The 26,548-nt window shown below is 71.3% G+C and carries 22 protein-coding genes and 1 other RNA gene; 4 read left to right on the top strand and 19 right to left on the bottom strand.

Features of this window, described 5'->3' with window-relative positions; genetic code table 11:
* The first annotated feature begins 66 nt into the window (after nucleotides 1-66).
* Nucleotides 67-1,407: a UDP-N-acetylglucosamine 1-carboxyvinyltransferase gene (gene murA / locus AC07F3_RS05305; protein ID WP_114036605.1), complete on the top strand. Its 1,341-nt coding sequence runs from the start codon at nucleotides 67-69 to the stop codon at nucleotides 1,405-1,407.
* A 1,169-nt stretch (nucleotides 1,408-2,576) separates the two neighbouring features.
* Here murA and AC07F3_RS05300 read toward each other — a convergent pair.
* From AC07F3_RS05300 to AC07F3_RS05245, 12 genes are all read right to left on the bottom strand, one after another.
* A complete protein-coding gene (locus AC07F3_RS05300; protein ID WP_003968811.1) occupies nucleotides 2,577-2,858 on the bottom strand; it encodes an HU family DNA-binding protein in 282 nt (93 codons plus the stop codon).
* Nucleotides 2,859-3,229: 371 nt separating this feature from the next.
* Nucleotides 3,230-4,663, bottom strand: a complete 1,434-nt coding sequence (locus AC07F3_RS05295; protein WP_479110712.1) for an NAD-dependent malic enzyme — start codon at nucleotides 4,661-4,663, stop codon at nucleotides 3,230-3,232.
* Between the two features lie 408 nt (nucleotides 4,664-5,071).
* Entirely contained in the window at nucleotides 5,072-7,465 is a 2,394-nt protein-coding gene (locus tag AC07F3_RS05290) for a HelD family protein (protein ID WP_479110710.1), read from the bottom strand.
* Between the two features lie 117 nt (nucleotides 7,466-7,582).
* The gene (locus tag AC07F3_RS05285; protein WP_479110709.1) at nucleotides 7,583-8,344 is read right to left on the bottom strand and encodes an anti-sigma factor family protein; all 762 of its coding nucleotides are present in this window, start codon (nucleotides 8,342-8,344) and stop codon (nucleotides 7,583-7,585) included.
* Nucleotides 8,341-8,928 (bottom strand): sigma-70 family RNA polymerase sigma factor, encoded by a 588-nt coding sequence (locus AC07F3_RS05280; protein ID WP_114036601.1) that lies wholly within the window; start codon nucleotides 8,926-8,928, stop codon nucleotides 8,341-8,343. The genes AC07F3_RS05285 and AC07F3_RS05280 overlap by 4 nt, the downstream gene beginning before the upstream one ends.
* Nucleotides 8,929-9,039: 111 nt before the next feature.
* Complete coding sequence (locus tag AC07F3_RS05275) at nucleotides 9,040-9,600, bottom strand: CGNR zinc finger domain-containing protein (RefSeq protein WP_479110707.1); 561 nt, start codon at nucleotides 9,598-9,600, stop codon at nucleotides 9,040-9,042.
* A gap of 78 nt (nucleotides 9,601-9,678) precedes the next feature.
* Nucleotides 9,679-10,836, bottom strand: coding sequence for a uroporphyrinogen-III synthase (locus tag AC07F3_RS05270; RefSeq protein ID WP_479110705.1), 1,158 nt, complete (start codon nucleotides 10,834-10,836; stop codon nucleotides 9,679-9,681).
* A 102-nt stretch (nucleotides 10,837-10,938) separates the two neighbouring features.
* Nucleotides 10,939-12,276: a nitrate/nitrite transporter gene (locus AC07F3_RS05265; RefSeq protein ID WP_479110703.1), complete on the bottom strand. Its 1,338-nt coding sequence runs from the start codon at nucleotides 12,274-12,276 to the stop codon at nucleotides 10,939-10,941.
* Between the two features lie 140 nt (nucleotides 12,277-12,416).
* Entirely contained in the window at nucleotides 12,417-13,574 is a 1,158-nt protein-coding gene (locus tag AC07F3_RS05260) for an acyltransferase family protein (protein WP_479110701.1), read from the bottom strand.
* On the bottom strand, nucleotides 13,571-15,673 hold the full coding sequence (locus AC07F3_RS05255; RefSeq protein ID WP_479111876.1) for a bifunctional polysaccharide deacetylase/glycosyltransferase family 2 protein: 2,103 nt from the start codon (nucleotides 15,671-15,673) through the stop codon (nucleotides 13,571-13,573). The genes AC07F3_RS05260 and AC07F3_RS05255 overlap by 4 nt, the downstream gene beginning before the upstream one ends.
* Nucleotides 15,674-15,862: 189 nt before the next feature.
* On the bottom strand, nucleotides 15,863-16,531 hold the full coding sequence (locus AC07F3_RS05250; protein WP_479110699.1) for a hypothetical protein: 669 nt from the start codon (nucleotides 16,529-16,531) through the stop codon (nucleotides 15,863-15,865).
* A gap of 154 nt (nucleotides 16,532-16,685) precedes the next feature.
* On the bottom strand, nucleotides 16,686-17,693 hold the full coding sequence (locus AC07F3_RS05245) for a LysR family transcriptional regulator (RefSeq protein WP_479110697.1): 1,008 nt from the start codon (nucleotides 17,691-17,693) through the stop codon (nucleotides 16,686-16,688).
* 102 nt (nucleotides 17,694-17,795) lie between these two features.
* On the opposite strand from AC07F3_RS05245, the gene AC07F3_RS05240 reads away from it, so the two are divergent.
* Nucleotides 17,796-19,034: an MFS transporter gene (locus AC07F3_RS05240; RefSeq protein WP_479110695.1), complete on the top strand. Its 1,239-nt coding sequence runs from the start codon at nucleotides 17,796-17,798 to the stop codon at nucleotides 19,032-19,034.
* 76 nt (nucleotides 19,035-19,110) lie between these two features.
* Entirely contained in the window at nucleotides 19,111-19,530 is a 420-nt protein-coding gene (locus AC07F3_RS05235; protein ID WP_479110693.1) for a hypothetical protein, read from the top strand.
* 108 nt (nucleotides 19,531-19,638) lie between these two features.
* Here the strand turns inward: AC07F3_RS05235 and ssrA are convergent.
* The 5 genes from ssrA to ftsE all read right to left on the bottom strand — a co-directional run bounded on the left by ssrA (nucleotide 19,639) and on the right by ftsE (nucleotide 23,581).
* Nucleotides 19,639-20,008: a transfer-messenger RNA gene (gene ssrA, locus AC07F3_RS05230) on the bottom strand.
* 80 nt (nucleotides 20,009-20,088) lie between these two features.
* On the bottom strand, nucleotides 20,089-20,616 hold the full coding sequence (gene smpB, locus AC07F3_RS05225) for an SsrA-binding protein SmpB (RefSeq protein ID WP_469838818.1): 528 nt from the start codon (nucleotides 20,614-20,616) through the stop codon (nucleotides 20,089-20,091).
* Between the two features lie 34 nt (nucleotides 20,617-20,650).
* On the bottom strand, nucleotides 20,651-21,847 hold the full coding sequence (locus AC07F3_RS05220; protein WP_479110691.1) for a S41 family peptidase: 1,197 nt from the start codon (nucleotides 21,845-21,847) through the stop codon (nucleotides 20,651-20,653).
* An 80-nt stretch (nucleotides 21,848-21,927) separates the two neighbouring features.
* Complete coding sequence (gene ftsX / locus AC07F3_RS05215) at nucleotides 21,928-22,845, bottom strand: permease-like cell division protein FtsX (RefSeq protein ID WP_114036590.1); 918 nt, start codon at nucleotides 22,843-22,845, stop codon at nucleotides 21,928-21,930.
* A 46-nt stretch (nucleotides 22,846-22,891) separates the two neighbouring features.
* Nucleotides 22,892-23,581: a cell division ATP-binding protein FtsE gene (gene ftsE, locus AC07F3_RS05210; protein WP_114036589.1), complete on the bottom strand. Its 690-nt coding sequence runs from the start codon at nucleotides 23,579-23,581 to the stop codon at nucleotides 22,892-22,894.
* 264 nt (nucleotides 23,582-23,845) lie between these two features.
* On the opposite strand from ftsE, the gene AC07F3_RS05205 reads away from it, so the two are divergent.
* Nucleotides 23,846-24,037 (top strand): hypothetical protein, encoded by a 192-nt coding sequence (locus AC07F3_RS05205; RefSeq protein ID WP_114036588.1) that lies wholly within the window; start codon nucleotides 23,846-23,848, stop codon nucleotides 24,035-24,037.
* Between the two features lie 73 nt (nucleotides 24,038-24,110).
* Here the strand turns inward: AC07F3_RS05205 and AC07F3_RS05200 are convergent, their stop codons facing one another.
* Together AC07F3_RS05200 and prfB are read right to left on the bottom strand one after the other, a co-directional pair.
* Nucleotides 24,111-24,989, bottom strand: coding sequence for a hypothetical protein (locus AC07F3_RS05200; protein ID WP_479110688.1), 879 nt, complete (start codon nucleotides 24,987-24,989; stop codon nucleotides 24,111-24,113).
* Between the two features lie 442 nt (nucleotides 24,990-25,431).
* Entirely contained in the window at nucleotides 25,432-26,538 is a 1,107-nt protein-coding gene (prfB, locus tag AC07F3_RS05195) for a peptide chain release factor 2 (RefSeq protein ID WP_479110686.1), read from the bottom strand.
* Nucleotides 26,539-26,548: the final 10 nt, after the last annotated feature.

Here is a 26,548-nt window from a genome sequence, read left to right as displayed (position 1 = left end):
GCAGGGGTGAAAGCCCCTTACCCTTTATCCCTGCCCCTTGCCCGACCACTCCGGAACGCGAGATTCATGACCGGCACAGACGATGTACTGCTTGTCCACGGCGGAACCCCGCTCGAGGGCGAGATCCGCGTCCGCGGCGCGAAGAACCTCGTGCCGAAGGCGATGGTCGCCGCCCTCCTCGGCAGCGGCCCGAGCAGACTGCGCAATGTGCCCGACATCCGCGACGTACGCGTCGTACGGGGCCTGCTGCAGCTGCACGGTGTCACCGTCCGCCCCGGCGACGAGCCCGGTGAGCTGATCCTCGACCCGTCCCACGTCGAGTCCGCGAACGTCGCCGACATCGACGCGCACGCGGGTTCCTCGCGGATCCCGATCCTGCTCTGCGGCCCGCTGCTGCACCGCCTGGGCCACGCCTTCATCCCGGGCCTCGGCGGCTGCGACATCGGCGGCCGTCCCATCGACTTCCACTTCGAGGTGCTGCGGCAGTTCGGCGCGACCATCGAGAAGCGCGCGGACGGCCAGTACCTGGAGGCACCGCAGCGCCTTCGGGGCTGCAAGATCCGGCTGCCCTACCCGTCCGTCGGCGCCACCGAGCAGGTCCTGCTGACCGCGGTGCTCGCGGAGGGCGTGACCGAGCTCTCCAACGCCGCGGTCGAGCCGGAGATCGAGGACCTCATCTGCGTGCTGCAGAAGATGGGCGCGATCATCGCGATGGACACCGACCGGACCATCCGGGTCACCGGTGTCGACAAGCTCGGCGGCTACACCCACCGGGCCCTCTCGGACCGTCTGGAGGCCGCCTCCTGGGCGTCCGCCGCGCTGGCGACCGAGGGCAACATCTACGTCCGCGGCGCCCAGCAGCGCTCGATGATGACGTTCCTGAACACCTACCGGAAGGTCGGCGGCGCCTTCGAGATCGACGACGAGGGCATCCGCTTCTGGCACCCCGGCGGCTCGCTCAAGTCCATCGCCCTCGAAACGGACGTGCACCCCGGCTTCCAGACGGACTGGCAGCAGCCGCTCGTCGTCGCCCTGACCCAGGCCACCGGCCTGTCCATCGTCCACGAGACGGTGTACGAGTCCCGGCTCGGCTTCACCTCGGCGCTGAACCAGATGGGCGCGCACATCCAGCTCTACCGCGAGTGCCTGGGCGGCTCGGACTGCCGCTTCGGGCAGCGCAACTTCCTGCACTCCGCGGTCGTGAGCGGCCCCACGAAGCTCCAGGGCGCCGACCTGGTCATCCCGGACCTCCGGGGCGGCTTCTCGTACCTCATCGCGGCGCTGGCGGCCCAGGGCACGTCCCGGGTGCACGGCATCGACCTGATCAACCGGGGCTACGAGAACTTCATGGAGAAGCTGGAGAGCCTCGGAGCGAAGGTGGAACTCCCCAACGGTTCCCTGGTGTAACCCCCCTGGGGCCAAGCCCCAGGCCCCCTCGGCGGCCTCCGCCGCCACCCCGCACGGCCCCGGCCGTCACCGGCCCCGGCCTCCGGCCGGGTGCTCCACGGCCTCCGGCCGCTCGTCCTCAAACGCCGGACGGGCTGGATCCCCCAGCCCGCCCGGCTTTTTGACGCCCTGACGAACCCGTTCAGGCAGAGGAGGGAACGCCGCCCCCGCCCGGCAGTTGCAGCTGACGCGGACACGGCCCCAGCCCCTCCGGCAGCCAACAGCCCGGCACCCACACCGAACAGCCCGCCCGGCAGTTGCGAGAAGTGGACCACGAAGCCCGCCCTCCGGCAGTTGAGAGACGCGGACGGCAAAGCCCGCCCTCCGGCAGTTGAAGACCGCGGGGAGAGAGCCGCCCCTCTGGCAGTTGGAGGGGCGGAGAGCACGACATCGCTTGAGGGGTGGGAAAGGCGCCATCCCCCACCCCTCCGGCCATCGAGGGGACGGGAGGCAGCATCCGCCCCCTCCCGGTCATTGAGGGCGACGGAACGGGACATCCAACCCCCCGGCGGTCCAGGAACGCGGTACGCGCGATCCCGCCTCCGCCTCTTGCAGGGGGAGGCGCAAACTCAGCCCCTCCGGCGTTTGAGGAGCGGGGTCTGGGGCGGAGCCCCAGGAGTGCTGCTCAGGAGGACCGCTGAGGGCCGCGCAGGGCGGCCGGTAAGGGCACGCCGGGAAAACGTCGGGGAAACCCCGAGCTGTGCTGAGACGACGCCGCAGCCGCGCAGGGATGCACGTCGGAGCCGGGACGGAGCCCAGCGAAACCGGGGCGGAGCCTGGAGATGCGGGAAGACCCGGGGCGAAGCCCGGGGATGCGGACGGAGCCCAGGGCGGACCGTGAGGGTTGCGGAAGGGACCCGAGGCGGAGCCCAGCGGGAGCAGTCGGTCCCGGGCAGGCTCTGGTGCTTGCTGAGCGAGAGCGGGCCGAAGCCCAGCGAAGGCGGGGCCGGGGCGGAGCCTGAGGGTTGGTTAAGGAGGCCGGGGCGGAGCCCAAGCAAAGCGGGGGTCCCAGGGCGGAGCCCAAGGGAAGTGGGGGCCCGGGGTGGAGTCCAGGGGATGCGGAAGGGGGCCACCCTTGGTGGGTGGCCCCCTTCTTGTTGCTGCTAAGCGCCTTGCAAAGCCAGGGACGCTTACTTGCCCTTGGCGGCTTCCTTGAGCTTCGAGCCCGCGGAGACCTTCACGCTGTAGCCGGCCGGGATGTTGATCGGGTCGCCGGTCTGCGGGTTACGAGCGGTACGAGCGGCACGGTGGGTGCGCTCGAAGGTCAGGAAGCCGGGGATGGTGACCTTCTCGTCGCCCTTGGCGACGATCTCGCCGACGGTCTCGGCGAGAGCGGCCAGCACGGCGTCGGCGTCCTTGCGGGTCACCTCGGCGCGGTCGGCCAGCGCGGCCACCAGCTCACTGCGGTTCATGTTCTTACTCCCGTGTTCTTCTTGCCTGTGAGGCGTGCCACGCGGCGGAAGCCGCATGTTGAGTACAGCGAAGCCGATGCTGCCAGGGCCCTCGGACAGTCCCCGGACCCGGGTCCGCTTGCACGACCTCGCGTCCTGGGGTTCCCCCTGGACGAAGTCCTTGGGGGAGCATCCTGCCCCCACCTACGGCGGGAAAGCCAATCCGGCACCCTCCCGAGTCACACCGAGTCACACGAAAAGCGCCACTGCCTCATCTAGGTGACGCTCCGTCGACACGGTGGGGACTCCCGGGCCGGGGCCGGTGCAAGCGGGTCATGGTCCGCCACCCTAAGGGGGCGTTACTGGGCCCGCATCCCGCGACGCGCCGTAGCTCAGGCCGACGTGGGCGCCGTCACAGCGCCGCCGGCGGCCTTGGCGGCGTTGCGGACGGCTCCGGCGACCGCTCCGGCCACCTTGTCGTTGAAGACCGACGGGATGATGTAGTTCGCGTTGAGCTCGTCCTCGGCGACGACGTCCGCGAGCGCGCCGGCCGCGGCCAGCATCATCTCTGTGTTGACGGTGCGGGACTGCGCGTCGAGCAGGCCACGGAAGACGCCGGGGAAGACCAGCACGTTGTTGATCTGGTTCGGGAAGTCCGAGCGCCCGGTGGCCACAACTGCCGCGGTCTGGCGGGCGATTGCGGGGTCCACCTCGGGGTCGGGGTTCGCGAGCGCGAACACGATCGCGCCTTCGGCCATCGCGGCCACGTCGTCGCCGTTCAGGACGTTGGGGGCGGAGACGCCGATGAAGACGTCGGCGCCGACCACGGCCTCCTTGAGCGTGCCGGTCAGGCCCTCGGGGTTGGTGTTGTCGGCGATCCAGCGCAGCGCGGACTCGGGGCTCGCGTCGACCAGGTCCTCGCGGCCCGAGTGGACCACGCCGTGGATGTCGGCGACGACCGCGTTCTTGACGCCGGCCGCGAGCAGCAGCTTGAGGATGGCGGTACCGGCCGCGCCGGCGCCGGACATGACGACGCGTACGTCGCCAATTCCCTTGCCCACCACGCGCAGTGCGTTGGTCAGCGAGGCCAGCACCACGATCGCGGTGCCGTGCTGGTCGTCGTGGAAGACGGGGATGTCGAGGGCCTCGCGCAGGCGGGCCTCGATCTCGAAGCAGCGCGGCGCGGAGATGTCCTCCAGGTTGATGCCCGCGAAGCCCGGGGCGATCGCCTTGACGATCTCGACGATCGCGTCGGAGTCCTGGGTGTCCAGGCAGATCGGCCAGGCGTCGATGCCCGCGAAGCGCTTGAAGAGCGCCGCCTTGCCCTCCATGACGGGCAGCGCGGCCATCGGGCCGATGTTGCCGAGGCCGAGCACCGCGGAGCCGTCCGTCACAACTGCGACGGAGTTGCGCTTGATGGTGAGGCGCCGGGCGTCCTCGGGGTTCTCGGCGATCGCCATGCACACCCGGGCCACGCCCGGGGTGTAGACCATGGAGAGGTCGTCACGGTTGCGGATGGGGTGCTTGGACGCCATCTCGATCTTGCCGCCGAGGTGCATCAGGAACGTACGGTCGGAGACCTTGCCGAGGGTGACGCCCTCGATGCCGCGCAGCTTCTCGACGATCTCGTCGGCGTGCGAAGTGGACGTGGCCGCGATGGTGACGTCGATCCGCAGCTTCTCGTGGCCGGAGGCGGTCACGTCGAGGCCGGTCACCGACCCGCCGGAGGACTCCACGGCCGTGGTGAGCTGCGAGACCGCCGTGCCGCTGGCGGGCACCTCAAGGCGGACCGTCATCGAGTACGAGACGCTGGGCGCCGTTGCCATGACCGTGTTCCTCTGCTTTCCCTAGCTTCGTTGCTAGCACCGCCCCGGCTGTGGCGCGGCGGTGCCATCCGATGGTCGCACCTACTGGCTGGTAGCCGATAATGGGCAACCCTTTTCGGAAAGTGGTTTCCACCATACGAGAAGTTGCCGGTCCGGCGGAAGCCCCGAAAGCTACAACCCGCCGCTGGAGCCGCGGCGGAGCACCAACGACAACAGGCCCACGCCATCCGAAGATGACGTGGGCCTGTCGCTCACGTTAATGACACCGACCCGCCATGCTCGCCTCGCGGCAAGTGGTCGCTCTGAGCGACTAAGGTTGGGCCCGGGGGCTTGGATCGAGCCGGTGCCACAACCAGGCTAACAAACCACTCCGCCAAGTGATCCCCGCATCGCGAGTTGACCCCGAATTTAATCGCGGAGCAGGTCCGCCACCCCGTCCGCGTCGGGCTCGTCCCGCTCCCCCGAAACGACCGTGAGCTGCTGCGTCGCACGGGTCAACGCCACGTACAGCACCCGCAGTCCGGCCGGGGACTCGTCGGCGATCTCGGCCGGGGACACCACCACGGTGGCGTCGTACTCCAGGCCCTTGGCCTCCAGGCTGCCCAGCGCCACCACCCGGTCGCCGAGCCCCGCGAGCCAGCGCGCGGCCTGTTCGCGGCGCCGCATCGCGACGACCACGCCGACCGTTCCGTCGACCTGGTCGAGCAGCCGCGCCGCCTCCTCCCGTACGCACCGGGCGAGGTCGCCGTCGCGTACCACCGCGAACCGCGGCCGCACCCCCGTCGAGCGGACCGCGGCCGGCGACTTCATGCCCGGCATCGCCAACGCCAGCACCTTGGCGGCCAGTTCGGCGATCTCGGCCGGGTTGCGGTAGTTGACGGTCAGTTCGAAACGGCGGCGCGGGCGGCTGCCCAGCGCCTCGTCGCGGGCCTCGGCGGCCTCGTCCGGGTCGGACCAGGAGGACTGGGCGGGGTCGCCCACGACCGTCCAGGTGGCGGTGCGCCCGCGCCGGCCGACCATCCGCCACTGCATGGGCGTGAGGTCCTGCGCCTCGTCGACGATGACGTGCGCGTACTCGGTGCGCTCCTGGGCGAGCCGCTCCGCGCGCTCGCGCTGGGTCTCCTCCCGGTGCGGCATCAGCTCCTCCAGGCCGGTCAGCGCGTCCAGCGGGTCGTACTCGCGCTTCTTCTTCGGCCGGGCCGGGGCGCCGAGCAGCGTCTCCAGCTCGTCGAGCAGGGCCACGTCGTGCACCGAGAAGGCGCCGTCGGCGGCGCGCGACAGCGAGCGGGCCAGGCGGCGCACCTCGCCCTGGTTCAGGACCCGCCGGGCCCAGCGCGACAGGCGCTTCTCGTCGGCCATCGCAGCGAGCACACCACGCGGGGTGAGCTCCGGCCACCAGGCGTCGAGGAAGTCGACGAAGGCGTCCTCGGAGGCAATGTCGTCGTCGAAGGAGGAGCGCAGTTCGGCGGCGAGCTCGGGGTCGGTGTGACGGCCGTTCGCGCCCGACTTCACCCACAGCGCGTCCAGGAGCAGCCTGCGGGCGCGCGGGCGCAGCAGGTTGACCGGGGCGGTGCCGCCGAGCACGGTCTGGCGGATGCGCCTCAGCTCCTCGCCCTCCAGCTCGATCCGCGCGCCGAAGGCGACGACGCGGAGCCGCTGGGCGGGCTGCTGGGCGGGCGCCTCCTCGCCGAGGGCGAGCTGCTCCCCGCCGCGCCGCCGGGAGCGTCTGGGCTGCTCCCCCGGCCCTTCGAGGGCACCCCTGGCGGCCCGGCGCAGCACGTGCAGCATCCGCGAGGAGCCCTTGACGCGGGCGACCGCCGGGTCGTCGTACTCGGTGGCCTCGGCGCCGTCCACGAGGTTGCCGACCGCGCGGATGGCGACCTGGCCCTCCTCGCCGAGCGATGGCAGCACGCCCTCGGTGTACGCGACGAGCAGCGGGGTCGGCGAGACGATCAGGATGCCGCCCGCGTAACGGCGGCGGTCCTGGTAGAGGAGGTAGGCCGCGCGGTGCAGCGCGACCGCCGTCTTGCCGGTGCCGGGGCCGCCCTCGACGTACGTCACCGAGGCGGCGGGGGCCCTGATGACCAGGTCCTGCTCGGCCTGGATGGACGCCACGATGTCCCGCATGGTGTGGCTGCGGGCCTGGCCGAGCGCGGCCATCAGGGCGCCGTCGCCGATGACGGGCAGCTCGGCGCCGTCCAGGGTCGCCTTGAGCTCCGGACGCATCAGGTCGTCCTCGACGCCGAGCACCTTGCGCCCCTTGGAGCGGATCACCCGGCGGCGTACGACCCGGCCCGGGTCGACCGGCGTCGAGCGGTAGAAGGGCGCCGCGGCGGGCGCCCGCCAGTCGATGACCAGCGGCGAGTAGTCGGCATCCAGGACGCCGATGCGGCCGATGTGCAGGGTCTCGGCGATGTCGGCCGTCTGGTCGGGGCGCACGGCGTCCTCGGCCGGTTCGACCGAGGTGTACGCCCCGTCCGGGCCCTTCTTGCCGTCCTTGCCGAGCAGCAGGTCGATCCGGCCGAAGAGGAAGTCCTCGAACTCGTTGTTGAGCCGGTTCAGGTGGACCCCCGCCCGGAAGACCTGGGCGTCGCGTTCGGCGAGGGCGCCGGGCGTGCCGACCTGACCGCGCTTGGCGGCGTCGTTCATCAGGAACTCCGCCTCGTGGATCTTCTCCTCCAGGCGGCGGTACACCTGGTCGAGATGTACCTGTTCCCCAGCGATTTCGCGTTCCCGGACCGAATCCACAGCGGATTCGGAGGTACCGGCAGCGGAATCGACAGCGGCATCCTGCGCGGCCACCGAGGCCCCCTTCTGACGTGCATTGGGCAGCCGTCAACCGTACGCGAAGGGGGACCCGATGTCAGGCCACAATTCGGTGCCGAACCGCATGTCGGGACGGTCGTCGCGTCCCACGGCTCACGCCGGGACGTCCACGAGCGCCTTCCCGTCGGAGGTCCGCACCTCGAAGTGGTCGATCTGGGCGCGGTCGAGGCCCGTGCCGCCGTGCACGTACAGCGGGTAGCGGGCGGTCTCGTGCGGGCTGTCGGGCAGGCCGTAGCCCCAGTTCGGCACCGCCCAGCTGGTCACCGTCTCCCGCTCGCCGTCCTTGCCGACCGCGATCAGGCTGCACTTCAGCGGGCCCTTGACGTTCTTCAGCTCCAGGACGGTGTGGGTGCCCCAGGCCTTGGCCTCGGTGCCGACGGTCGCGGTGACCTGGGTCTTGGGGTCGGTGGCCGACACCTTCTGGGTCATGTGGTTGAAGAAGGCGTCCTCGGCCGGGCTGGTCGGGTGCGCCTCGGCGCTCTGGTGGGTGCCGGTGTCGGCGGAGGTCGCCACCACCGCGATCGCCGGACCGCCGATGATCAGCGCGGCCGCGGCCGCCACCAGGTACGTGGTGCGCCGTCGGCGCCGGGCGCGCTGGGCCGCGACCTCGTTGATCAGGGTCGTGGTCATGCCGGGCGGGGCCGGCCGCAGCGGCTGGGCGGCGGGGCCGGGGAACTCCTTGAGGGTGGCCAGCATCGGCGCCATGCCCGCCAGGTCGTCGAGTTCGGCGGCGCACAGTTCGCAGCCCGCGAGGTGCTCTTCGAAGGCGGTGGCCTCGGCGTCGTCCAGGACGCCGAGCGCGTACGCGCCGACAGCCTCGTGCGGCGAGCCTTCCGCGTGGTCGCCGGTCGTCATGTCGTCACCCCCCGTTCCTCCAGTGCGAGTTTCATGGACCGCAGGGCGTAGAACACCCGGGACCGTACGGTCCCGCTGGGTACACCGAGCGCCTGGGCCGCCTCGTTGACCGTACGTCCCTTGAAGTACGTCTCGATGAGCGCCTCCCGGTGGGCCGGGGTGAGGTCGTCGAGCGCATCGGAGAGGGTCATCAGCCACAACGCCTTGTCGATCTCGTCCTCCGCGGGCATGACCTCCAGCGGCGACGGATCGACCTCCTGCGGCCGGGCCTGCCGGCTGCGGTGGCCGTCGATGACGATGCGACGCGCGACCGTCACCAGCCAGGGGCGGACCGAACCGGTGGCCCTGTTGAGCTGACCGGCGTTCTTCCAGGCACGGATGAGCGTCTCCTGCACCACGTCCTCGGCCCGCTGGCGGTCGCCGGCGACGAGGCGCATGACGTACCCGAGCAGCGGCCCCGCGTGCTCGCGGTACAGCGCCCGCATCAGCTCCTCGTCGGGCACGGAGCGGTGTCGGGCCCCGCGCGGACGGTCATCGGCCACGGCGGCATCCTTGCGCAACCGGCACCTCCAGGTCGAGACCATCCCGGCGCGCGGCTGCGAGCCGGTTCATCTCTCCATACGGGCGGTTGTCGGGATCCATTCAAACGCGCGGCGACTTTCTTCGCGCGGCGGTCGCCCCAGGGGCCCCGGGGGTCACAGGGCGGCGACGCGGCGCCGGTGCCGGGCTACCCGCTCGCGGTTGCCGCACACCTCGCTGGAGCACCAGCGGCGCCGTCGCCCGCGCGAGGTGTCGAGATAGAGCAGCCGGCAATTGTCCCCCTCGCACCGGCGCAGGCGGGCCCGGGCCTCGGGGTCGGTGAGCAGGTCGACGGCGTCCCGGGCGACGGCGGCGAGCAGCGCGCCGCATTCGGGGGCGCGGCTCAGGGTGCGCACGAGTCCGCCGTCGGCGCCCCGGATCGCCCGTACCGCCGGGGGCGGGGCGGCCGCGAGCGCGTTGACCCGGTCGAGGGCGGCGGGCGCCCCGCCGGGCGCTCCACCGAGCTCGGCTTCGATCAACTGGCCTATGCAGCAGCGCAGTTCGACGAAACGAGGGGGCCAGTCTCCGTCGAGTCCGGCGAGCGGGGTGCCGCGCGGGACCAGGCCCGTGCCAAGCAGCCACTGGCCCAACTGTGCGGCTGTGTCGAGCTGTTCGCTCTCGTACGCCCCGGTCGCCACCAGATCCAGACAGATCCGCCCGGAGTCGAACCGCACCATGCGCCTGTCACCGCCTAGGGGTTACCGGTGAGTGCCTCCCCCCAGAGTGCCCGCCCGCGGCCGCCCCCGGAACCCCTCCTACCGGCCGTCCGCGTACTTCGCGTCGGCCGCCGGATCGAGCGCGAGGCGGTAGCCGCGCTTGACCACCGTCTGGATGATCCGGGGTGCGCCGAGTGCCGTGCGCAGGCGGGTCATCGCCGTCTCCACGGCGTGTTCGTCGGTGCCCGAGCCGGGCAGCGCCCGCAGCAGTTCCGCGCGCGGCACCACCCAGCCGGGGCGCCGTGCGAGGGTGCGCAGCAGGGCCATGCCCGCGGGCGGCACGGGGCGCAGTTCGCCGTCCACGAGCACGGCGTGGCCGCGGATCTCCACGCGCCGGCCGGCCAGCGGCAACGACCGCGCCCGGGACGGGAGTTCGGTGCACAGGAGCTGGACGAGCGGGCCGAGGCGGAAGCGCTCGGGGGCGAGGGTGGTCACCCCGCGGGCCTGGAGCGGCAGCGCGGTGACCGGTCCGACGCAGACGGGCAGCACGTCGTGGTGGAGGGCGAGCAGCAGCTCGGCGAGCATGCCGCGCTCCTCGGCCCGGCCGAGCAGGGAGGCGGCGGCCGGGGCGCTGGTGAAGGTGAGCGCGTCCAGGCCGTGCGAGACGGTGGCGTCCAGGAGCCGGTCGAGCGGGGCCGGATCCTGCGGCGGCAGCCAGCGGTAGACGGGCACGCCGACGACCTCCGCGCCGCCCGCGCGCAGCGCCTCGACGAAGCCGGGCAGCGGTTCGCCGTGCAGCTGGATCGCGATGCGGCGGCCCGCCACGCCCTCGGCGAGGAGCCGCTCCAGGACCTCGGCCATCGACTCGGACGAGGGCGACCACCGCTCGGTGAGCCCGGCGGCCCGGACCGCGCCCTTGACCTTGGGGCCGCGGGCGAGGAGCTCGACGCCCTTGAGGGTGGCGAGAAGGGCGTCCCCTATCCCCCAGCCGTCGGCGGCCTCGACCCAGCCGCGGAACCCGATGGCGGTGGTGGCCACCACCGTGTCGGGGGTCTTGGAGATCAACTCCTGCGTGGCGGCGAGGAGTTCGCTGTCGTCGGCGAGCGGGACGATCCGCAGCGCGGGCGCGTGCAGCACCGCGGCACCGCGGCGGGTGAGCAGCGCCGCGAGCTCGTCGGCCCGGCGGGCTGCGGTGACCCCGACGGTGAACCCGCTGAGGGGTCCGTGCGGGGCGGCCGCCTCTGGTTCTGCGGACATGACTCTCCAGGTGGTGCGGTGACGTCCGAGCCTGCCAACGGGGCGTGACGCGCGGGGTTCACCGTGGTTTCCCGGGTGTTACGTCCCGCCCGCCGGTCAGGATCACACCTTCGCCCAGGCGGGCTCGGGCGCGGTGGCGGCGGCCGCCTTCGCGGGTCGGCGCACGTATACCGCCCAGGTCACCGCGGAGCACACCGCGTAACAGGCCAGGAAGGCGACGAAGGCGGCGGTGCCGCTGCCCGCGGTGCGGAAGGACTGCCGGAAGGCGAGGTTGATGGCGAGCCCGCCGAGCGCGCCGACCGCCCCGACCAGGCCCATGGCGGCCCCGGAGAGGCGCCGCCCGCAGGCCGCCGCGTCCTCGCCCCGCAGCCCGCGGGCGAGCGCCCTGGCCTGGAAGATCGCGGGGATCATCTTGTACGTGGAGCCGTTGCCGAGCCCGCTGAGCACGAACAGGGCGATGAACCCGGTGAGGAAGACGGGCAGCGACTCGTGCACCGAGGCGTACAGGACGACACCGGTCGCCGCCGCCATCGCGGCGAAGGTGCCCAGCGTGATGCGGGCGCCGCCGAAGCGGTCGGCGAGGCGGCCGCCGACCGGCCGGACCAGGGAGCCGAGCAGCGGGCCGATGAAGGTGAGCGAGGCGGCCTGGAGCGGGGTCCGCCCGAACTGGGTCTGCAGGACGAGCCCGAAGGCGAAGCTGTAGCCGATGAAGGAGCCGAAGGTGCCGACGTACAGGAGGGCCATGATCCAGGTGTGCCCCTCGCGCAGCGCCTCGCGGACCGCGCCCGTGTCGTTGCGTACGGGCGCCAGGTTGTCCATGCCCAGGGCCGCGCACAGCCCGGCGAGGGCGACGAGCGGCAGGTAGACGGCGAGCAGGACGCGCGGATGGCCCGCGCCCGCGGTCGCGATCACGAGCAGCCCGACGAGCTGCACCACCGGCACCCCGATGTTGCCGCCGCCCGCGTTGAGCCCGAGCGCCCAGCCCTTCTCGCGGAGCGGGAAGAAGGCGTTGATGTTGGTCATCGAGGAGGCGAAGTTGCCCCCGCCGACCCCGGCGACGGCCGCGACCAGGAGGAACGTGGTGTACGAGGTGCCCGGCTCCATGGCGAACCAGGCGGCCGCCGCCGGGACCAGCAGGAGCAGCGAGCTGACGACGCTCCAGTTGCGGCCGCCGAAGCGGGCGACGGCGAAGGTGTACGGGACGCGGACCAGGGCGCCGACGAGGGTGGCCACCGAGATCAGGAAGAACTTGCCCGCCGGGTCCACTCCGTAGGCCGGGCCCATGAAGAGCACCATCACCGACCACAGGCTCCAGACGGAGAAGCCGACGTGTTCGCAGAACACGGACAGGAAGAGGTTGCGGCGGGCGACGCGCCTGCCCGTCTCGCGCCAGAAGGTGTCGTCCTCCGGCTCCCACCGCTCGATCCAACGGCCAGCCATGTCGCCTCCACGGTCGCGTCGCTTGTCGTGCCAGCGACCGTAGGGAGGGCGGGTTTCGGCCGCGTGCCGCCGGATGACCGGGGTGCAACCTTGTCTTCACGGGACCCGGGCGGCGGCGGTGAGTCCGCCGCCCGGACGCCTCAGGCGGGCCAGATCCGGGGCCGGCGTTTGGCCGCCACGTCCTCGACCCAGCCGAAGCACACCACGCACAGGCCGATCAGCACCCAGGTCACGGCGAGGACCGGCCAGGAGCTGTTGAGGAACTTGCCCGCGCCGGCCAGCGCGTCGATGCTCCACAGGTCGTCCCAGACCGTGGCGGCGGCCAGGATGCACAGGTTGTGCCACAGGTAGACCGTCACGGCCCGCGAGTTGAGCAGGGTGATCAGCCGGTCCCAGCGGCGCAGCGGGGCCGGCCAGACCTGCCACGAGGGACTGATGTGCAGCAGCAGGAGGACGGCGCCGAGCGACCACAGGGTCTGCGCGAGCGGGATCGAGTCGAGCTCGGTGCTGCCCGTGATCGAGTAGCCGCCGCGCACCGCCCACCAGTAGCCGAGGGCCATCACGATGGGGGCGAGCGAGGGCACCAGGTAGTTGGGCAACTTCCGCAGCACGCCCGCCTGGTGGGCCATGCCGAGGATCCAGCAGGCGCCGAAGGTGGCGAAGTCGGTGAGCGCGGAGTCGACGCGGGTGGGCAGCCCGAGGTCCATGGCGTCCATCAGCGCGGCGATCGCGACCGGGGCGAGGATCGTCAGCCACGGCAGGCGCCGCAGGAGCACCCGGAACAGCGGCGAGAGCAGCACGAACCACAGGTAGGCGCGCAGGTACCAGAGCGGCTCGGCCAGGTTGGCGCCCCAGTTCTCGCCCAGGAGGTGGTGGATGCCGGGCAGGCCGGCCCCGTACGGCGGGTCGCTGAGCGGGACCACCCAGAACAGCAGGTGCCCCCACCACCAGGCGGGGTGCCCGTCGGAGTCGGGGCCCCAGCCCTGGGCGAGCATGCCGGTGATGCCGACCGCGCCGAGCAGCCACATCGGCGGGAGCAGGCGGCGCAGGCGGCCGCGCACCACCTGGACGGCGGGCCGCTTCAGGGAGCGGGACATCAGGTTCCCGGCGAGCGCGAACATCACGCCCATGGAGGGGAAGGCGAGCGGCAGCCAGGCCCAGCCCATCAGGTGGTAGAGCACCACCCGGAACAGGGCGAGGGCCCGCAGGAAGTCGAAGTACCGGTCGCGGGCGGGCGGCCGGGGTGCCGGGGCGGCGGGCTCGGCCACCGCCCCGGGAGCCTGCGCGTACGAGGTCATCCGACGGCCTTTCGCGCGGCCGGGTTGCCCGGCGCCTCGACCACGCCGGTGCGGCGCAGCTTCTGCCAGCGCAGCCGGCCTCCGGTCACCGCGGTGATCCAGGACTGGAGCAGCACGACGTACATCAGCTGCCGGTACAGGACCTGCTGGAGCGGCAGCGAGAGCAGATGGGTGAGCTTCTCCTTGTCGAGCCGGAAGGCGTAGGCCGCGCAGACCGCCTGGATCATCAGCACGACGAGCCAGGCCACGATGGTCTGCTCGGTCTTGCCGAAGACGATCCCGTACAGCAGGAAGATGTCGATGAGCGGGGCGAGCAGCGGGGCCACCACCATGAACAGGGCGACCAGCGGCAGGCCGAAGCGGCCGAAGCGGCCCGAGGGACCGCGGTCCTTGATGGCGCCGCGGTGCTTCCAGATCGCCTGCATCGTGCCGTACGACCAGCGGTAGCGCTGCGACCAGAGCTGCTGGACGGATTCGGGGGCCTCGGTCCAGGCGCGGGCGTTCTCGCTGTAGACCACCTTCCAGCCGTCGCGGTGGATGGCCATGGTGATGTCGGTGTCCTCGGCGAGGGTGTCCTCGCTCATGCCGCCGACCCGCTCCAGGGCCTGGCGGCGGAAGGCGCCGACCGCGCCGGGGATGGTGGGCATGATGCCGAGCAGGTCGTACATGCGGCGGTCGAGGTTGAAGCCCATCACGTACTCGATGTGCTGCCAGGCGCCGATGAGCGAGTCCCGGTTGCCGACCTTGGCGTTGCCCGCGACGGCGCCGACGCGCAGGTTGCCGAAGGGCTGGACCAGTTCGCGGACGGTGGACGGCTCGAAGACGGTGTCTCCGTCCATCATCACGACGAGCTCGTAACGGGCGTGCGCGATGCCGTTGTTGAGGGCGGCGGGCTTGCCCGCGTTCTCCTGGCGCACCACGCGCACGTTGGGGTGGCCGAGCGCCTCGACGATGTCGGCGGTGCCGTCGCTCGAACCGTCGTCGATCACGATCACTTCGATCGGATGGTCGCTCGCCATGAGCGAGCGGACGGTGTTGGCGATGCATTCGCGCTCGTTGTACGCGGGCACGAGCACCGAGACCGGTTCGGTGACCGGCGGCCCCCACTGGAAGTCCTTCCTGCGGACCTTGCGGGCGTGCGCGAAGGAGAGCAGCAGCATCAGGCCGAACCGGGTGAACACCAGCACGCCGACGATCGCGAGGCCCACGACGAGGAAGTCGGTGGTGTGCTCGGCGACCTGGACGGCGCCCACGAACGCCTCGCCCTTCCACAGGTCCATGCCGCTGACCGGGGTCAGCGCGCTGGGCGCGCCGAGCGCGGTGGTGAGGTTGACGAAGGTGTAGCCCGACTCCTGCATGTCCGGCAGGAACTTGTCGAGCGCGGCCACGGTCTGCGAGCGGTCGCCGCCGAAGTCGTGCATCAGGACGATGGCGCCCTTGTTGTCCTCGGGGGTGGCGTTGTGGATGATCTTCTTGACCCCGGGCCGCTGCCAGTCCTCGCTGTCGGTGGAGTCGAGCGCCACGACATAGCCCTTGCTGCCGACGTACTGGACGACCGGCCAGGTGTCGTTGTCCATGGCGTCGGCGAACGAGGAGTACGGCGGCCGGAACAGCGAGCTGTGCACGCCCGCGGCGCCCGCGAGCGCGAGCTGGTTCTCGGAGAGCTCCCGGTCGATCCGCGACTTCGACTGGTAGGAGAGGTCGGGGTGGTTGAAGGTGTGCAGCCCCACCTCGTGGCCCTCGGCGACCATGCGCTTGATGAGGTCCGGGTAGCGCGAGGCGTTGGTTCCGGTCACGAAGAAGACGGCGTGCGCGTGGTACTTCTTCAGCTCGTCCAGGACCTTCGGCGTCCAGGTGGGGTCCGGGCCGTCGTCGAAGGTGATGACGATCTTGTGGTCCGGTATCTGGAGGCTGACCGGCTTGCCGGGCGTGCGCGCGTCGATGACCGGGCCGCCGTCGATGATCTTCTCGGGCACCTTGTCGGTGGGCGCGGGATCGCGGACGCGGTGGTCCGCGGAGATCTCGCTGTGCACGTAGCCGCGCAGCATCAGCATCGCGACGAGCGCGACGAGCAGCAGAAGCGGCAGCAGGTAGCGCATGGGCAGCCGCTTGCGCCGCGCCGGCCGCGGCTTGGCCTTGGTGGTTCTCATGGCAGGTGTCGTTACGCCTTCGGGCCGGTACGCCGGGGTCGCCGTACGGGGTTGGTGCTCAGGAGGTGGTGAGGGGTGCTGAGGCGGTGCTCAGGGCCGCTGTCCGGGCCACTGCGGGCGGACCCGGGACGGCGGTGCTCAGGCGCCGGTCGCGCCGACGGCGGAGGAGGCCGCCCGCGCGGACGGCTTGTGCGAGGTGCTGGGGTGCGGGGAGGACCGCACCGGGCTGTGGCCCGTGGCGGGGGTGGCGCTGTGCGGGGACTTGGAGGTCTTGGAGGTGGGCGCCTTGGAGACGGTGTGCGCGGGAGCCACGTCCTTCTTCGTCGACGACGCCTTCGGCGACGGCGGCTGCGAGGCGGCGGCCCGCGGCGGCGCGGTCACGGAGTCGGCCTTGCTGCCCTCGGGCAGGTTGAGGCCGGGGGCGCGGGCGCTGCCGCCGAGCAGCGAGCCGACGAGCGCCACGGCGAAGCCGGTGGCCGCGAGCCCGAAGATCCAGCCGAGCCAGCGGATCTTCTTGCCGCGCCGTCCGCTGGCGTCCACGAACACGGCCCGCTCGGCCGAGGCCGCGCGCAACGGCTTGAAGACCGGGATCTTCTGCGTGGCGGACCGCTGGACCGGCTCGGGCTCGGCCGACCTCGGCCGGGGCACGCTCAGGCGCGGGTCGGGCTTGCTGAACCGGGGCGCGGGCGGACTCAACTGCTCTGCGAACACGCCGAGTTGCATCGTGGCGTCACGTGGCGGCTGGTCGCCCTCCGAGCGGTCGGGACGGGGCTGTCCCCCCGGCCCGCCGACTATTCCACTGTCCATTTTCGTACGCACTCCCTGAAATGTGTTTCGCGGGTTGCGCGCACGACTCCCGGGCGCCTCAGCCGGAACAGGGAGAACCCACCCGTTCCGAGCGCCCCCACTATCCCGCCGCACCCGGGCGATGAATGTAGCGCACGAGCCTATGGACATGTGTTCACGTATCGCGTGATGTTCGACTTCGACGGGACGCATGCGGGGCATCAGCCGCCATCAGGGACAAGTCGGGCTCGGGCAGCCAGCTTCCGGGGGGCCTTTCCAGCCAGCCGTGCTCCGCCGAGGCCTCGGCCGCGACCCGCCGCAGCACCTCGATGCCGGGATGCGAGAACCCCTTGCGCCACACCAGCGAGACCGGCGCGAGCGGTACGGGCCCGGTCAGCGGGCGGACCACCATGCCGGGCACGTCCATGAACTCGGTGCTGGCGAGGACCGACCAGCCCTGCTTGCGCACCACCCGCACGAACTCCTCCTCCCCCGCGATCTCCGGGAACGGCGCGGCCGTCCGGATGCCGCGCCCCGCGAAGAGCCGCTCGGCGAGGTCGGTCCACTCCAGGGTGGCCGGATTGCCCGCCGCCGCGTACAGCGTCTCGCCCGCGAGCGCCGCCAACGGCACCTGGGCGAGGCCCGCGAGGCGGTGGTCCTCGGCGACCAGCACCGCCATCCGCTCGAAGCGCACCGGCTGGTGGGCGAGGCCCGCGAGGACGGCCGGGTCGAGCCCGGCGACCCGGCCGAAGGAGACGTCGAGCCGCCCGGCGAGGATCTCGGCGGCGGCCCCGGTGAGCCCGCTGATGAACCGGGCCACGAACTCGACGCCGGGCGCCTGTGCGCGGGCCCGTGCGAGCACCCGCGCACCGGTGCCGACCGGCGCCGAGACGTCGACGAGCAGCGGCCGCTGCCCCTCCCCCGCCCACGCGCCGCGCAGTTCGTCATGGGCGGCGAGCACCTTGCGGGCGTACGGCAGCAGCCGGGCCCCGTCCGCCGTGAGCGCCACCGCGCGGGTGGTCCGCGCGAAGAGCTCGGCGCCCAACTCCCGTTCCAGGCGCCGGATGTCGCGGCTCAGTGCCTGCTGGGCGACGAAGAGGCGGGCGGCGGCGCGGGTGAAGTGCAGCTCGTCGGCGACGGCCGCGAACGAGCGCAGCAGCCGCGGGTCCAGGTCGTGGGGCACGCGCGGAAGTCAACCGCATCACGGGCGTTGACAACAAGAGTGGGTGAATGGGCGCTGATCAGGTGTTGGACCCCGTGAGCCGGCCCCGAACAGGATCGGGGCATGCCGCAGCCGACCCCGCCCACCCGCCGCCCGAACCCGTACGTACGCCTCTTCCGCACCCCCGGAGCCCGCGCCTTCACGCTCGGCAACCTCATCGCCCGGCTGCCCATGGGCATGTTCGGCGTCAGCGCCGTGATCATGATCGCGGGCGCGCGCGGCTCGTACGCGCTGGCCGGTGCCGTCACCGCCACCGGCCTCGCCGCGACCGCGCTGGTCGCCCCCTGGACGGCCCGGCTCGTGGACCGGCACGGCCAGGCCCGAATCGCCGTACCGGCGACGGCGGTTGCCGTCCTCGGCTCGCTCGCCCTGCTCCTGTGCGTGCACTTCGGCGCCCCGGACTGGACCCTGTTCGCCGCGCACGCCGCGACCGCCACCACCCCCAACACCGGCGGCATGTCCCGCGCCCGCTGGGCCCATCTGCACGGCGGCCCCTCCCTAAAGGACGCGGCCGCCCTGCACACCGCCAACTCCTTCGAACAGGCCGCCGACGAGCTCTGCTTCATGCTCGGTCCGGTCGCCGCCGCCTTCCTCTGCTCGGCCCTCTTCCCCGAGGCCGGCACGCTCGTGGGCGCGGTGCTGCTGATGACGGGCATGCTGCTCTTCACGGCCCAGCGCGCGACCGAGCCGCCCGTCTCACCCCGTACGGCCACCGCCAAGTCCCCTTTCCGCACCCGGGGGTTCGCCCCGCTGCTCGCGGTCTTCCTCGCCACCGGCGCGGTCTTCGGCTCCCTTGAGGTGGTGACCATCGCGTACACGGCCGGGCTCGGCCTCGGCCCGGCGGCGGGCCCGGTGCTCGCGCTCCAGGCGGCGGGCTCGTGCGTCGCGGGGCTCCTGTACGGGTCGGCGCGCCCCGCCCGCAGCGTGTCCCGGCGGCTCGTCGGCTGCGTGGCGGCCATGACCGCCCTGATGTGCCTGCCGCTGCTCGCGGCGCGGTCCGCTGGTTCGCTCCTCGCGCTCGCGGCGGCCCTGCTGTGCGCGGGGGCGGCCACCGCCCCGACCATGGTCACCGGCATGACCCTGGTCCAGCGGCTCACTCCCGAGGGCCGGTTGAACGAGGGCATGACCCTCGCCGTCACCGCGATCCTCGGCGGCATCGCGGCCGGTTCCGCCACCGGCGGCCAGGTCGTCGAGCAAGCGGGCGCCGCGATGGGCTACTTGGTCCCGGTCTGCGCGGCGGCCGTCGCCCTGGTGGTGTGCGCCACGGGACGGGGACGGTACGCTGCACCGCCCCGCGGCTGAGCGGGGCGTCCCCTTCCGCCCGAGCGTGACCACGTTCCGCTCCGGCGTGCCCCCGCGTCAGGAAAGGCCCCTCCCCATGGCCGTGAAGAAGTCGACCATCCAGCAGCAGGTCGCCGAGGCGATCGCGCAGGCCAACCCGCAGGACCGCCCGATCGTCATGATCCAGGCGATAGCGGGCCCCAGCGTCTGGTTGATGAGCATGTTCGGCGGCATAGGCCAGGCCTTCCTGACGTACTACTTCATCACCGTGACCCAGCAGGCCGTGCTGCTGCACCGGGCCAGCCGGTGGAACAACCGCCCGCAGGAGATCGTCGTGGCGATCCCGCCCGCCGAGGCCATGCGGATGATCAGCGACGTCCGGCGGAACACCCTGTGGAGCTCGTTCCGCTGCCAGCTGCCGGGGCAGCCGAAGCCGACCCGCATGAACGTGCACCGGCTGTGGCGCAACGAGATGGACCAGCTCCTGGGCATGCTGACCGGCCAGCCGGTCGCCTGACCTCCGGCCCGGGCAAAGCCCTGGGCACGACAAAGGCCCGGCCGCTCGAAAGCGACCGGGCCTTTGCCTACATGGGGCGAGGTGATCCGGACGTCCGGTTCTCCTCGATCGTGGAGATGGCGGGAATCGAACCCGCGTCCAACGGTGCAAAAACAGGGCTTCTCCGTGTGCAGTTCGCTGTGATTTTCTCGGCCCCGGCAATCACGCGAACAAGTCGCCGACGGGCCCAGTCACTGTTTGATTTCCTTCCGGACCCCGTGACCGGGTCCGGAAGTTTAGTTCCCTAGCTGATGCCAGGATCCGGGTCGGGAACAGCCCCGGGCTGACACTTCGCAAGTCGCTACTTAGGCAGCGAGGGCGAAGGTATCGCGCTTGGTGTTGGCGATTATTGTTTGCGACATATGGTTTACGAGATCATTGCCGCTTCCTCGACACGCTTCCCCTGCTTCGACATCCGCTGTCGAAACCGATCATCCCCATGTTGTTTTTTCAAGGTGTTGCCGCACCTTCGTCGAGGTGCAGTGCCATCGTACGTGACCAACGCCCGAGGGTGCCAGCCTATTCCGCGCGGGCCTGCCGCAGGCTCGCCCGCTCCTTGCGCTTGACCGCGGAGATGGCCCGGTCCGTCTCGCGCCGGTCCTGCTTCTCGCGCAGCGTCTGCCGCTTGTCGTACTCCTTCTTGCCCTTGGCGAGCGCGATCTCGATCTTGGCCCGGCCGTCCTTGAAGTACAGCGCGAGGGGCACGATCGTGTGACCCGACTCCCCGGACTTCGACTCCAGCTTGTCGATCTCCACCCGGTGCAGCAGCAGCTTCCGCTTGCGCCGCGCGCTGTGGTTGGTCCAGGTGCCCTGCGCGTACTCCGGCACGTGCACGTTGTGCAGCCAGGCCTCGCCGCCGTCGATCTGCACGAAGCCGTCCACCAGCGAGGCGCGGCCCTGGCGCAGCGACTTCACCTCGGTGCCGGTGAGCACCAGACCGCACTCGTAGGTGTCGATGATGAGGTAGTCGTGCCGTGCCTTCTTGTTCTGCGCGACCAGCTTGCGCTTGCTGTCCTTCTCTTTGTCCTTGCCCGTGTTCTTAGCCATAGTGCGGCCATTTTCGCACCCCGGCGCAACAGGTTTAAGACGTGCCGCCGAGACCGCTCAGGACCGTCTCGGCGTGTTCGAGCGGACGGTCGGTGACCGGGAGGTCGGGGGTGATGCCCCTGCCGTCGAGACCGCGGCCGGAGGGGGTGCGGTAATGGCCGACGGTCAGCTCGGCGACCGAGCCGCCCGGAAGGCCGGTGGGCATCTGCACCGACCCCTTGCCGAAGGTGCGCGAGCCCACGGTGACCGCGCGGCCGCGGTCCTGGAGCGCGCCGGTGAGCAGTTCGGCCGCGCTCATGGTGCCGCCGTCGATCAACACCACCAGGGGCCTGGCGTCGTCCCCGTCGTCGGCCGCGTACAGCGCCCGCTGCTTTCCGTGCACGTCGTACGTGGCGACCAGACCGCCGTCGAGGAAGGCGGAGGCGGCGGTGACCGCCTCGCCGACCAGGCCGCCGCTGTTGCCCCGCAGGTCGAGCAGGATGCCGGCGCCCTTCGGAGCCCGGTGCACGGCGGCCCGTACGCGCTCGCCCGAGCCCCTGGTGAAGGCCGCCACCTTGATCATGACGACCTTGGCGGAGAGGTTCTCGACGGCCACGGCCTCGGTGTCCAGGACCGCCCGGTCCAGCGTCCGGGTCCAGGTGCGCGAGCCGCGTTCCAGACCGACGACGACCTTGCTCCCGGCCGCGTCGCCGCGCAGCCGGGCGACGGTCTCGGTGACGGGCTGCCCGTCGGCCGACCAGTGGTCGACGCTGCGCAGGAGGTCGCCCGGCTCGATGCCCGCGCGGTCGGCGGGGCCGCCGGCCTGGACCCGGGTCACCTCGGTGCGGCCGTCGGCGGTGCGGGCCACCCACAGGCCCACTCCGGTGTAGCGCCCGTCGAGGGCGTCCGCGTACTGCTCGAACTGCGCCTTGTCGTACACCGCGCCCCAGCGGTCCCCGCTGCGGCCCACGGCCTCCTCGGCGGCCCGGGTCGCGGACTTCCCGTCGGCCTGCGCCTCGGCGGCCGCGCGGGCCACGTCCTCGGCGGTGCGGTCGCCGCCGCGGGTGGTGTGCCCCTCGCGCGGGTCGAGCGCCGCGGCGGCCGGTCCCGCGGCGAGCGGCGCGGGCCGTTCCTCGGCGCGCGGCAGGCAGTTGGTGGCGGCCGCCGTCACCAGGACGCTCGCGAAGACCAATGCCAGAGCAGCCCCGCGGCGCACACCGCGGGGCCTGGGACAGAGGTCCGGGCCGGGCATGGCGCCGAGTCTAGGACACGGCTCGGGCGCCGTAGGGGCTGTTGCTCCTACGGCGCCCGGGGCGTATGTCACACGCGGGGTCAGACCTTGAGGTACTTGCGCAGCGCGAAGAAGGCCGCGAGCGCGGGCATCAGGACGCTCGCCGCGAGGACCAGCGGGAGCTTCGCCAACACCGCGTCCCAGCCGATGAAGTTGATGAGGTTCAGCTTGTGCGCCAGGTCGAGCCCGTGGTCGATCATGAAGTAGCGGCCGACGACCAGGAAGCCCGCGGCGGCCACGCCGCCCATCAGCCCGGCGAAGGCGGCCTCCATGATGAACGGCGCCTGGATGTAGAAGCTGGAGGCGCCCACCAGGCGCATGATCCCCGTCTCGCGCCGCCTGCTGAAGGCGGAGACGCGCACGGTGTTGACGATCAGCATCAGCGCGACGATCAGCATGACGAACATGACCAGCATGGCCGCCACGTTCATGCCGTTGAGCAGCCCGAAGAGGTTCTCCAGGATGCCCTTCTGGTCCTGTACGGACTGGACGCCGTCGCGGCCCGCGAACGCGGTGGCGACCACGTTGAACTTCTCCGGGTCCTTGAGCTTGACGCGGAAGGACTCCTGCATCTGGTCGGGCGTGATCGAACCGGCCATCGGGGAGCTGCCGAACTGCTCCTTGTAGTGCTTGAACGCCTCGTCGGCCGACTCGTACGACACCGTCTGGACGACGTCCAGCTTCTTGAGGTCGGCCTCGATGTCCTTCTTCTGCTGGGCGGTCACCGCGCCCTTGGCGCACTTGGCGACGCTCTCGGCGTCCGCCTTGTTGCAGAGGAAGATGGAGACGTTGACCTTGTCGTACCAGTAGCCCTTCATGTTGTTGACCTGGTCCCGCATCAGCAGCGAACCGCCGAACAGGGCCAGTGAGAGGGCGACGGAGACGACGACGGCGATCGTCATGGTCAGGTTGCGACGGAGACCGACCCCGATCTCCGAGAGAACGAACTGGGCGCGCATGGCGACGATTTCAGCCTTTCAGTGCTCGACGAGTGCTCTACGGCGCTCAGTGCTGGTAGCCGTAGACGCCGCGCGCCTGGTCACGTACGAGACGGCCGGACTCCAGCTCGATGACGCGCTTGCGCATCTGGTCGACGATGTTCTGGTCGTGGGTCGCCATGACGACGGTGGTGCCGGTCCGGTTGATCCGGTCGAGCAGCTTCATGATGCCGACGGAGGTCTGCGGGTCGAGGTTGCCGGTCGGCTCGTCCGCGATGAGCAGCATGGGCCGGTTGACGAAGGCGCGGGCGATGGCCACGCGCTGCTGCTCACCACCGGAGAGCTCGCCGGGCCTGCGGTCCTCCTTGCCGCCGAGCCCGACGAGGTCGAGCACCTGCGGCACGGCCTTGCGGATCTCGCCGCGCGGCTTCCCGATGACCTCCTGGGCGAACGCGACGTTCTCCGCGACGGTCTTGTTGGGGAGCAGTCGGAAGTCCTGGAAGACGGTGCCCAGTTGGCGCCGCATGTGCGGCACCTTCCAGTTGGAGAGCCGGGCCAGGTCCTTGCCGAGCACGTGCACCTGCCCATGGCTGGCGCGCTCTTCACGCAGGATCAGTCTCAGAAAGGTCGACTTCCCGGAACCGGACGAGCCGACAAGGAAGACGAACTCCCCCTTCTCGATGTCGAGGGAGACTTCCCGCAGGGCTGGTCGGTTCTGCTTGGGATAGGTCTTGGAGACATTGTCGAATCGGATCACGGGTGCACCACGGGTCGGCCGGGAGTATAGGTGTGCGTGACCTTACGCGAACGGGACGAGCCCGCGCAGGCCCCGTCCGGGGATGCACCTTATGTCCCGCTGGTCGGGGGCCGGGACCGGGATGAATCAGGCGGGGCGCGCCGAAACGCGCGGGAGCTGGCACAGTGGTAGGGGGAACGGTTGCGTTTCCCTGAGCGTTGAGCGGAGAGATAGCGGGTTGAACGCTGTATGCGCCGGCTCCGCCGCGCGGGAGGAGGAGAGCGCATGACCTATGACCGATTGGTGTGCGCCAACTGCGCGGCGCCCGTGAGCGAGGGCCGCTGCCGCGTCTGCCGGGCGAACCGGGAGCGCCTGCAGCAGGAGGGCCAGTGGGGCTCACTGACCCCTGCGGCGCTGGTGACGCTGCTCATCGTGCTGATAGGGGCCTGCGCCCTGCTGGCCCACCAGACCGTCTGAGAGACCGGTCCTCACGCGAAGAGGGCCCCGGGTGCGGATCGCACCCGGGGCCCTCCTCTGCGTTCTATACCGCTTACGCGGCGTTACGGCCGCCCGCGAGGCGCGGCATGAGGCGGAAGCCGATGCCACCCGCGATCATGGTCGCGGCGCCGACCAGCAGGAAGGTGGTCCCGCCCGCACCGGTGGCGGCGAGCTCCTCCTTCTGCTGCCCCTGCTCGACCGGCTGCGAGCCGACGGTGTCGGGGTTGGTGCCGGTGTTGCCGGTGGTGCCCGTGGTCCCGGTCGAACCGGTGGTGCCGGTCGAGCCCGTGGAGCCGGTGGAGCCGGTGGAGCCGGTGGAGCCGGTCGAACCCGTCGAACCGGTGGAGCCCGTGCTGCCGGTCGAACCCGTCGAACCCGTGGTCCCGGTGGAACCCGAGGTGCTCGTCGAACCGGTCGTGCCGGTGGAGCCGGTGCTGCCCGTCGAGCCCGTGCTGCCCGTGGAGCCGGTGCTGCCCGTGGAGCCGGTCGAACCCGTCGAACCGGTGGAGCCCGTGGAGCCGGTCGAACCCGTGCTGCCGGTCGAGCCCGTGGAGCCGGTGCTGCCCGTCGAGCCCGTGCTGCCCGTGGAGCCGGTCGAACCCGTCGAACCGGTGGAGCCCGTGGAGCCGGTGGAACCCGTCGAACCCGAGGTGCTCGTCGAACCGGTCGAACCGTCCGTCGTGGAACCGGTCGAACCGGCGGTGGTGGAGCCGGTCGAGCCGGAGGTGGTGGAACCGGTCGACTGGCCGCCCGTGGTGTCGCACAGCGGCGCACCCGGGACGCAGGGCTCGTCGTAGGTGCTCTTGGCCTTGCCGTCGTTGGAGTTGAGACCGACGGCCTGGGCCGCCCCCGCCGCGGTCAGGGACGCACCGGCGGCAATCACCGCACCGGCTGCTATCCGCGCGACGCGGACCCGCGTGTTCTTGGTCATCTGCCTGCTACCCCCAGTAGCTGTCTCGTCATGGAGCAGCGCCCGGGGCGGCAACGCCGGGGAAGCGATGGAGCCCCTCCCCCCGTCACACACGCCCCAGAGATACGCATGCCGCGCGTTAGCTTTGCCAGTTTTAAAGATGCCGTCAAGGTCGTTGCGCACGCAATGCCCGAAATCGCCCCACTTGCCTGGCGTACGGGAATACGACTGTGACAGAAGACCGGAACTGACGCCTCTCCCATGCCAGTTCGCAAGTCGACAAAGCGCCGAGTCGCCCAATTCCCGCTTGCGCCAGCGAATTCGACCTCAGGCCATGCCCGCGCTTCGCGCCGCTACGCAATCGCCACCGCGGGCACACGCGACCCCCACACAAGAAAAGGCCGGGTCCCCTTCTTCCGGGACCCGGCGTCTTCATGCCCAACCGCGCGTGCGCTCGGGCGGGTTACTTCTCCTGCTGCTTGCGCCAGCGGATGCCCGCTTCGAGGAAGCCGTCGATCTCGCCGTCGAGGACCGCCTGCGGGTTGCCGACCTCGAACTCGGTGCGCAGATCCTTCACCATCTGGTACGGGTGCAGGACGTACGAACGCATCTGGTTGCCCCAGGAGTTGCCGCCGTCGCCCTTGAGCGAGTCCATCAGCGCCTGCTCCTCCTGGCGGCGGCGCTCGAGGAGCTTGGCCTGGAGGACGTTCATGGCGCTCGCCTTGTTCTGGATCTGCGAGCGCTCGTTCTGGCAGGAGACCACGATGCCGGTCGGGATGTGCGTGATGCGGACCGCGGAGTCCGTGGTGTTGACGCCCTGGCCGCCCGGGCCCGACGCGCGGTACACGTCGATGCGCAGCTCGGACTCGTCGATCTCGACGTGGTCGGACTGCTCGACGACCGGCAGCACTTCGACGCCCGCGAACGAGGTCTGGCGGCGGCCCTGGTTGTCGAAGGGCGAGATGCGGACCAGGCGGTGCGTGCCCTGCTCCACGGAGAGCGTGCCGTAGGCGTAGGGCGCACTGACCACGAAGGTGGTCGACTTGATGCCGGCCTCTTCCGCGTACGAGGTCTCGTACACCTCGGTCTTGTAGCCGTGCCGCTCGGCCCAGCGCAGGTACATGCGCTGGAGGCGCTCGGCGAAGTCGGAGGCGTCGACGCCGCCGGCCTCGGCGCGGATGTTGACCAGCGCCTCACGGGCGTCGTACTCGCCGGACAGGAGGGTGCGGACCTCCATCTCGTCCAGCGCCTTCTTCACGGACTCCAGCTCGGCCTCGGCCTCGGTGCGGGTGTCCGGGTCGTCCATCTCCTCGGCGAGCTCGAAGAGCACCCCGAGGTCGTCGATCCGGCCGCGCAGGGCCTCGGTCTTGCGCAGCTCCGCCTGGAGGTGCGAAAGCTTGCTGGTGATCTTCTGCGCCGCCTCCGGGTCGTCCCACAGGGACGGGGCGGCCGCCTGCTCTTCGAGCGCAGCAATATCTGCCCTCATCGTGTCGAGGTCCAGGACGGCCTCGATCGACCCCATGGTCGAGGAGAGGGACTTCAGCTCTTCGGATACATCGACGACTGCCACGGGTCCAGCG

The organism is Streptomyces sp. NPDC045846 (assembly GCF_056431605.1).
This window is presented reverse-complemented; position numbering and strand designations above follow the sequence as displayed.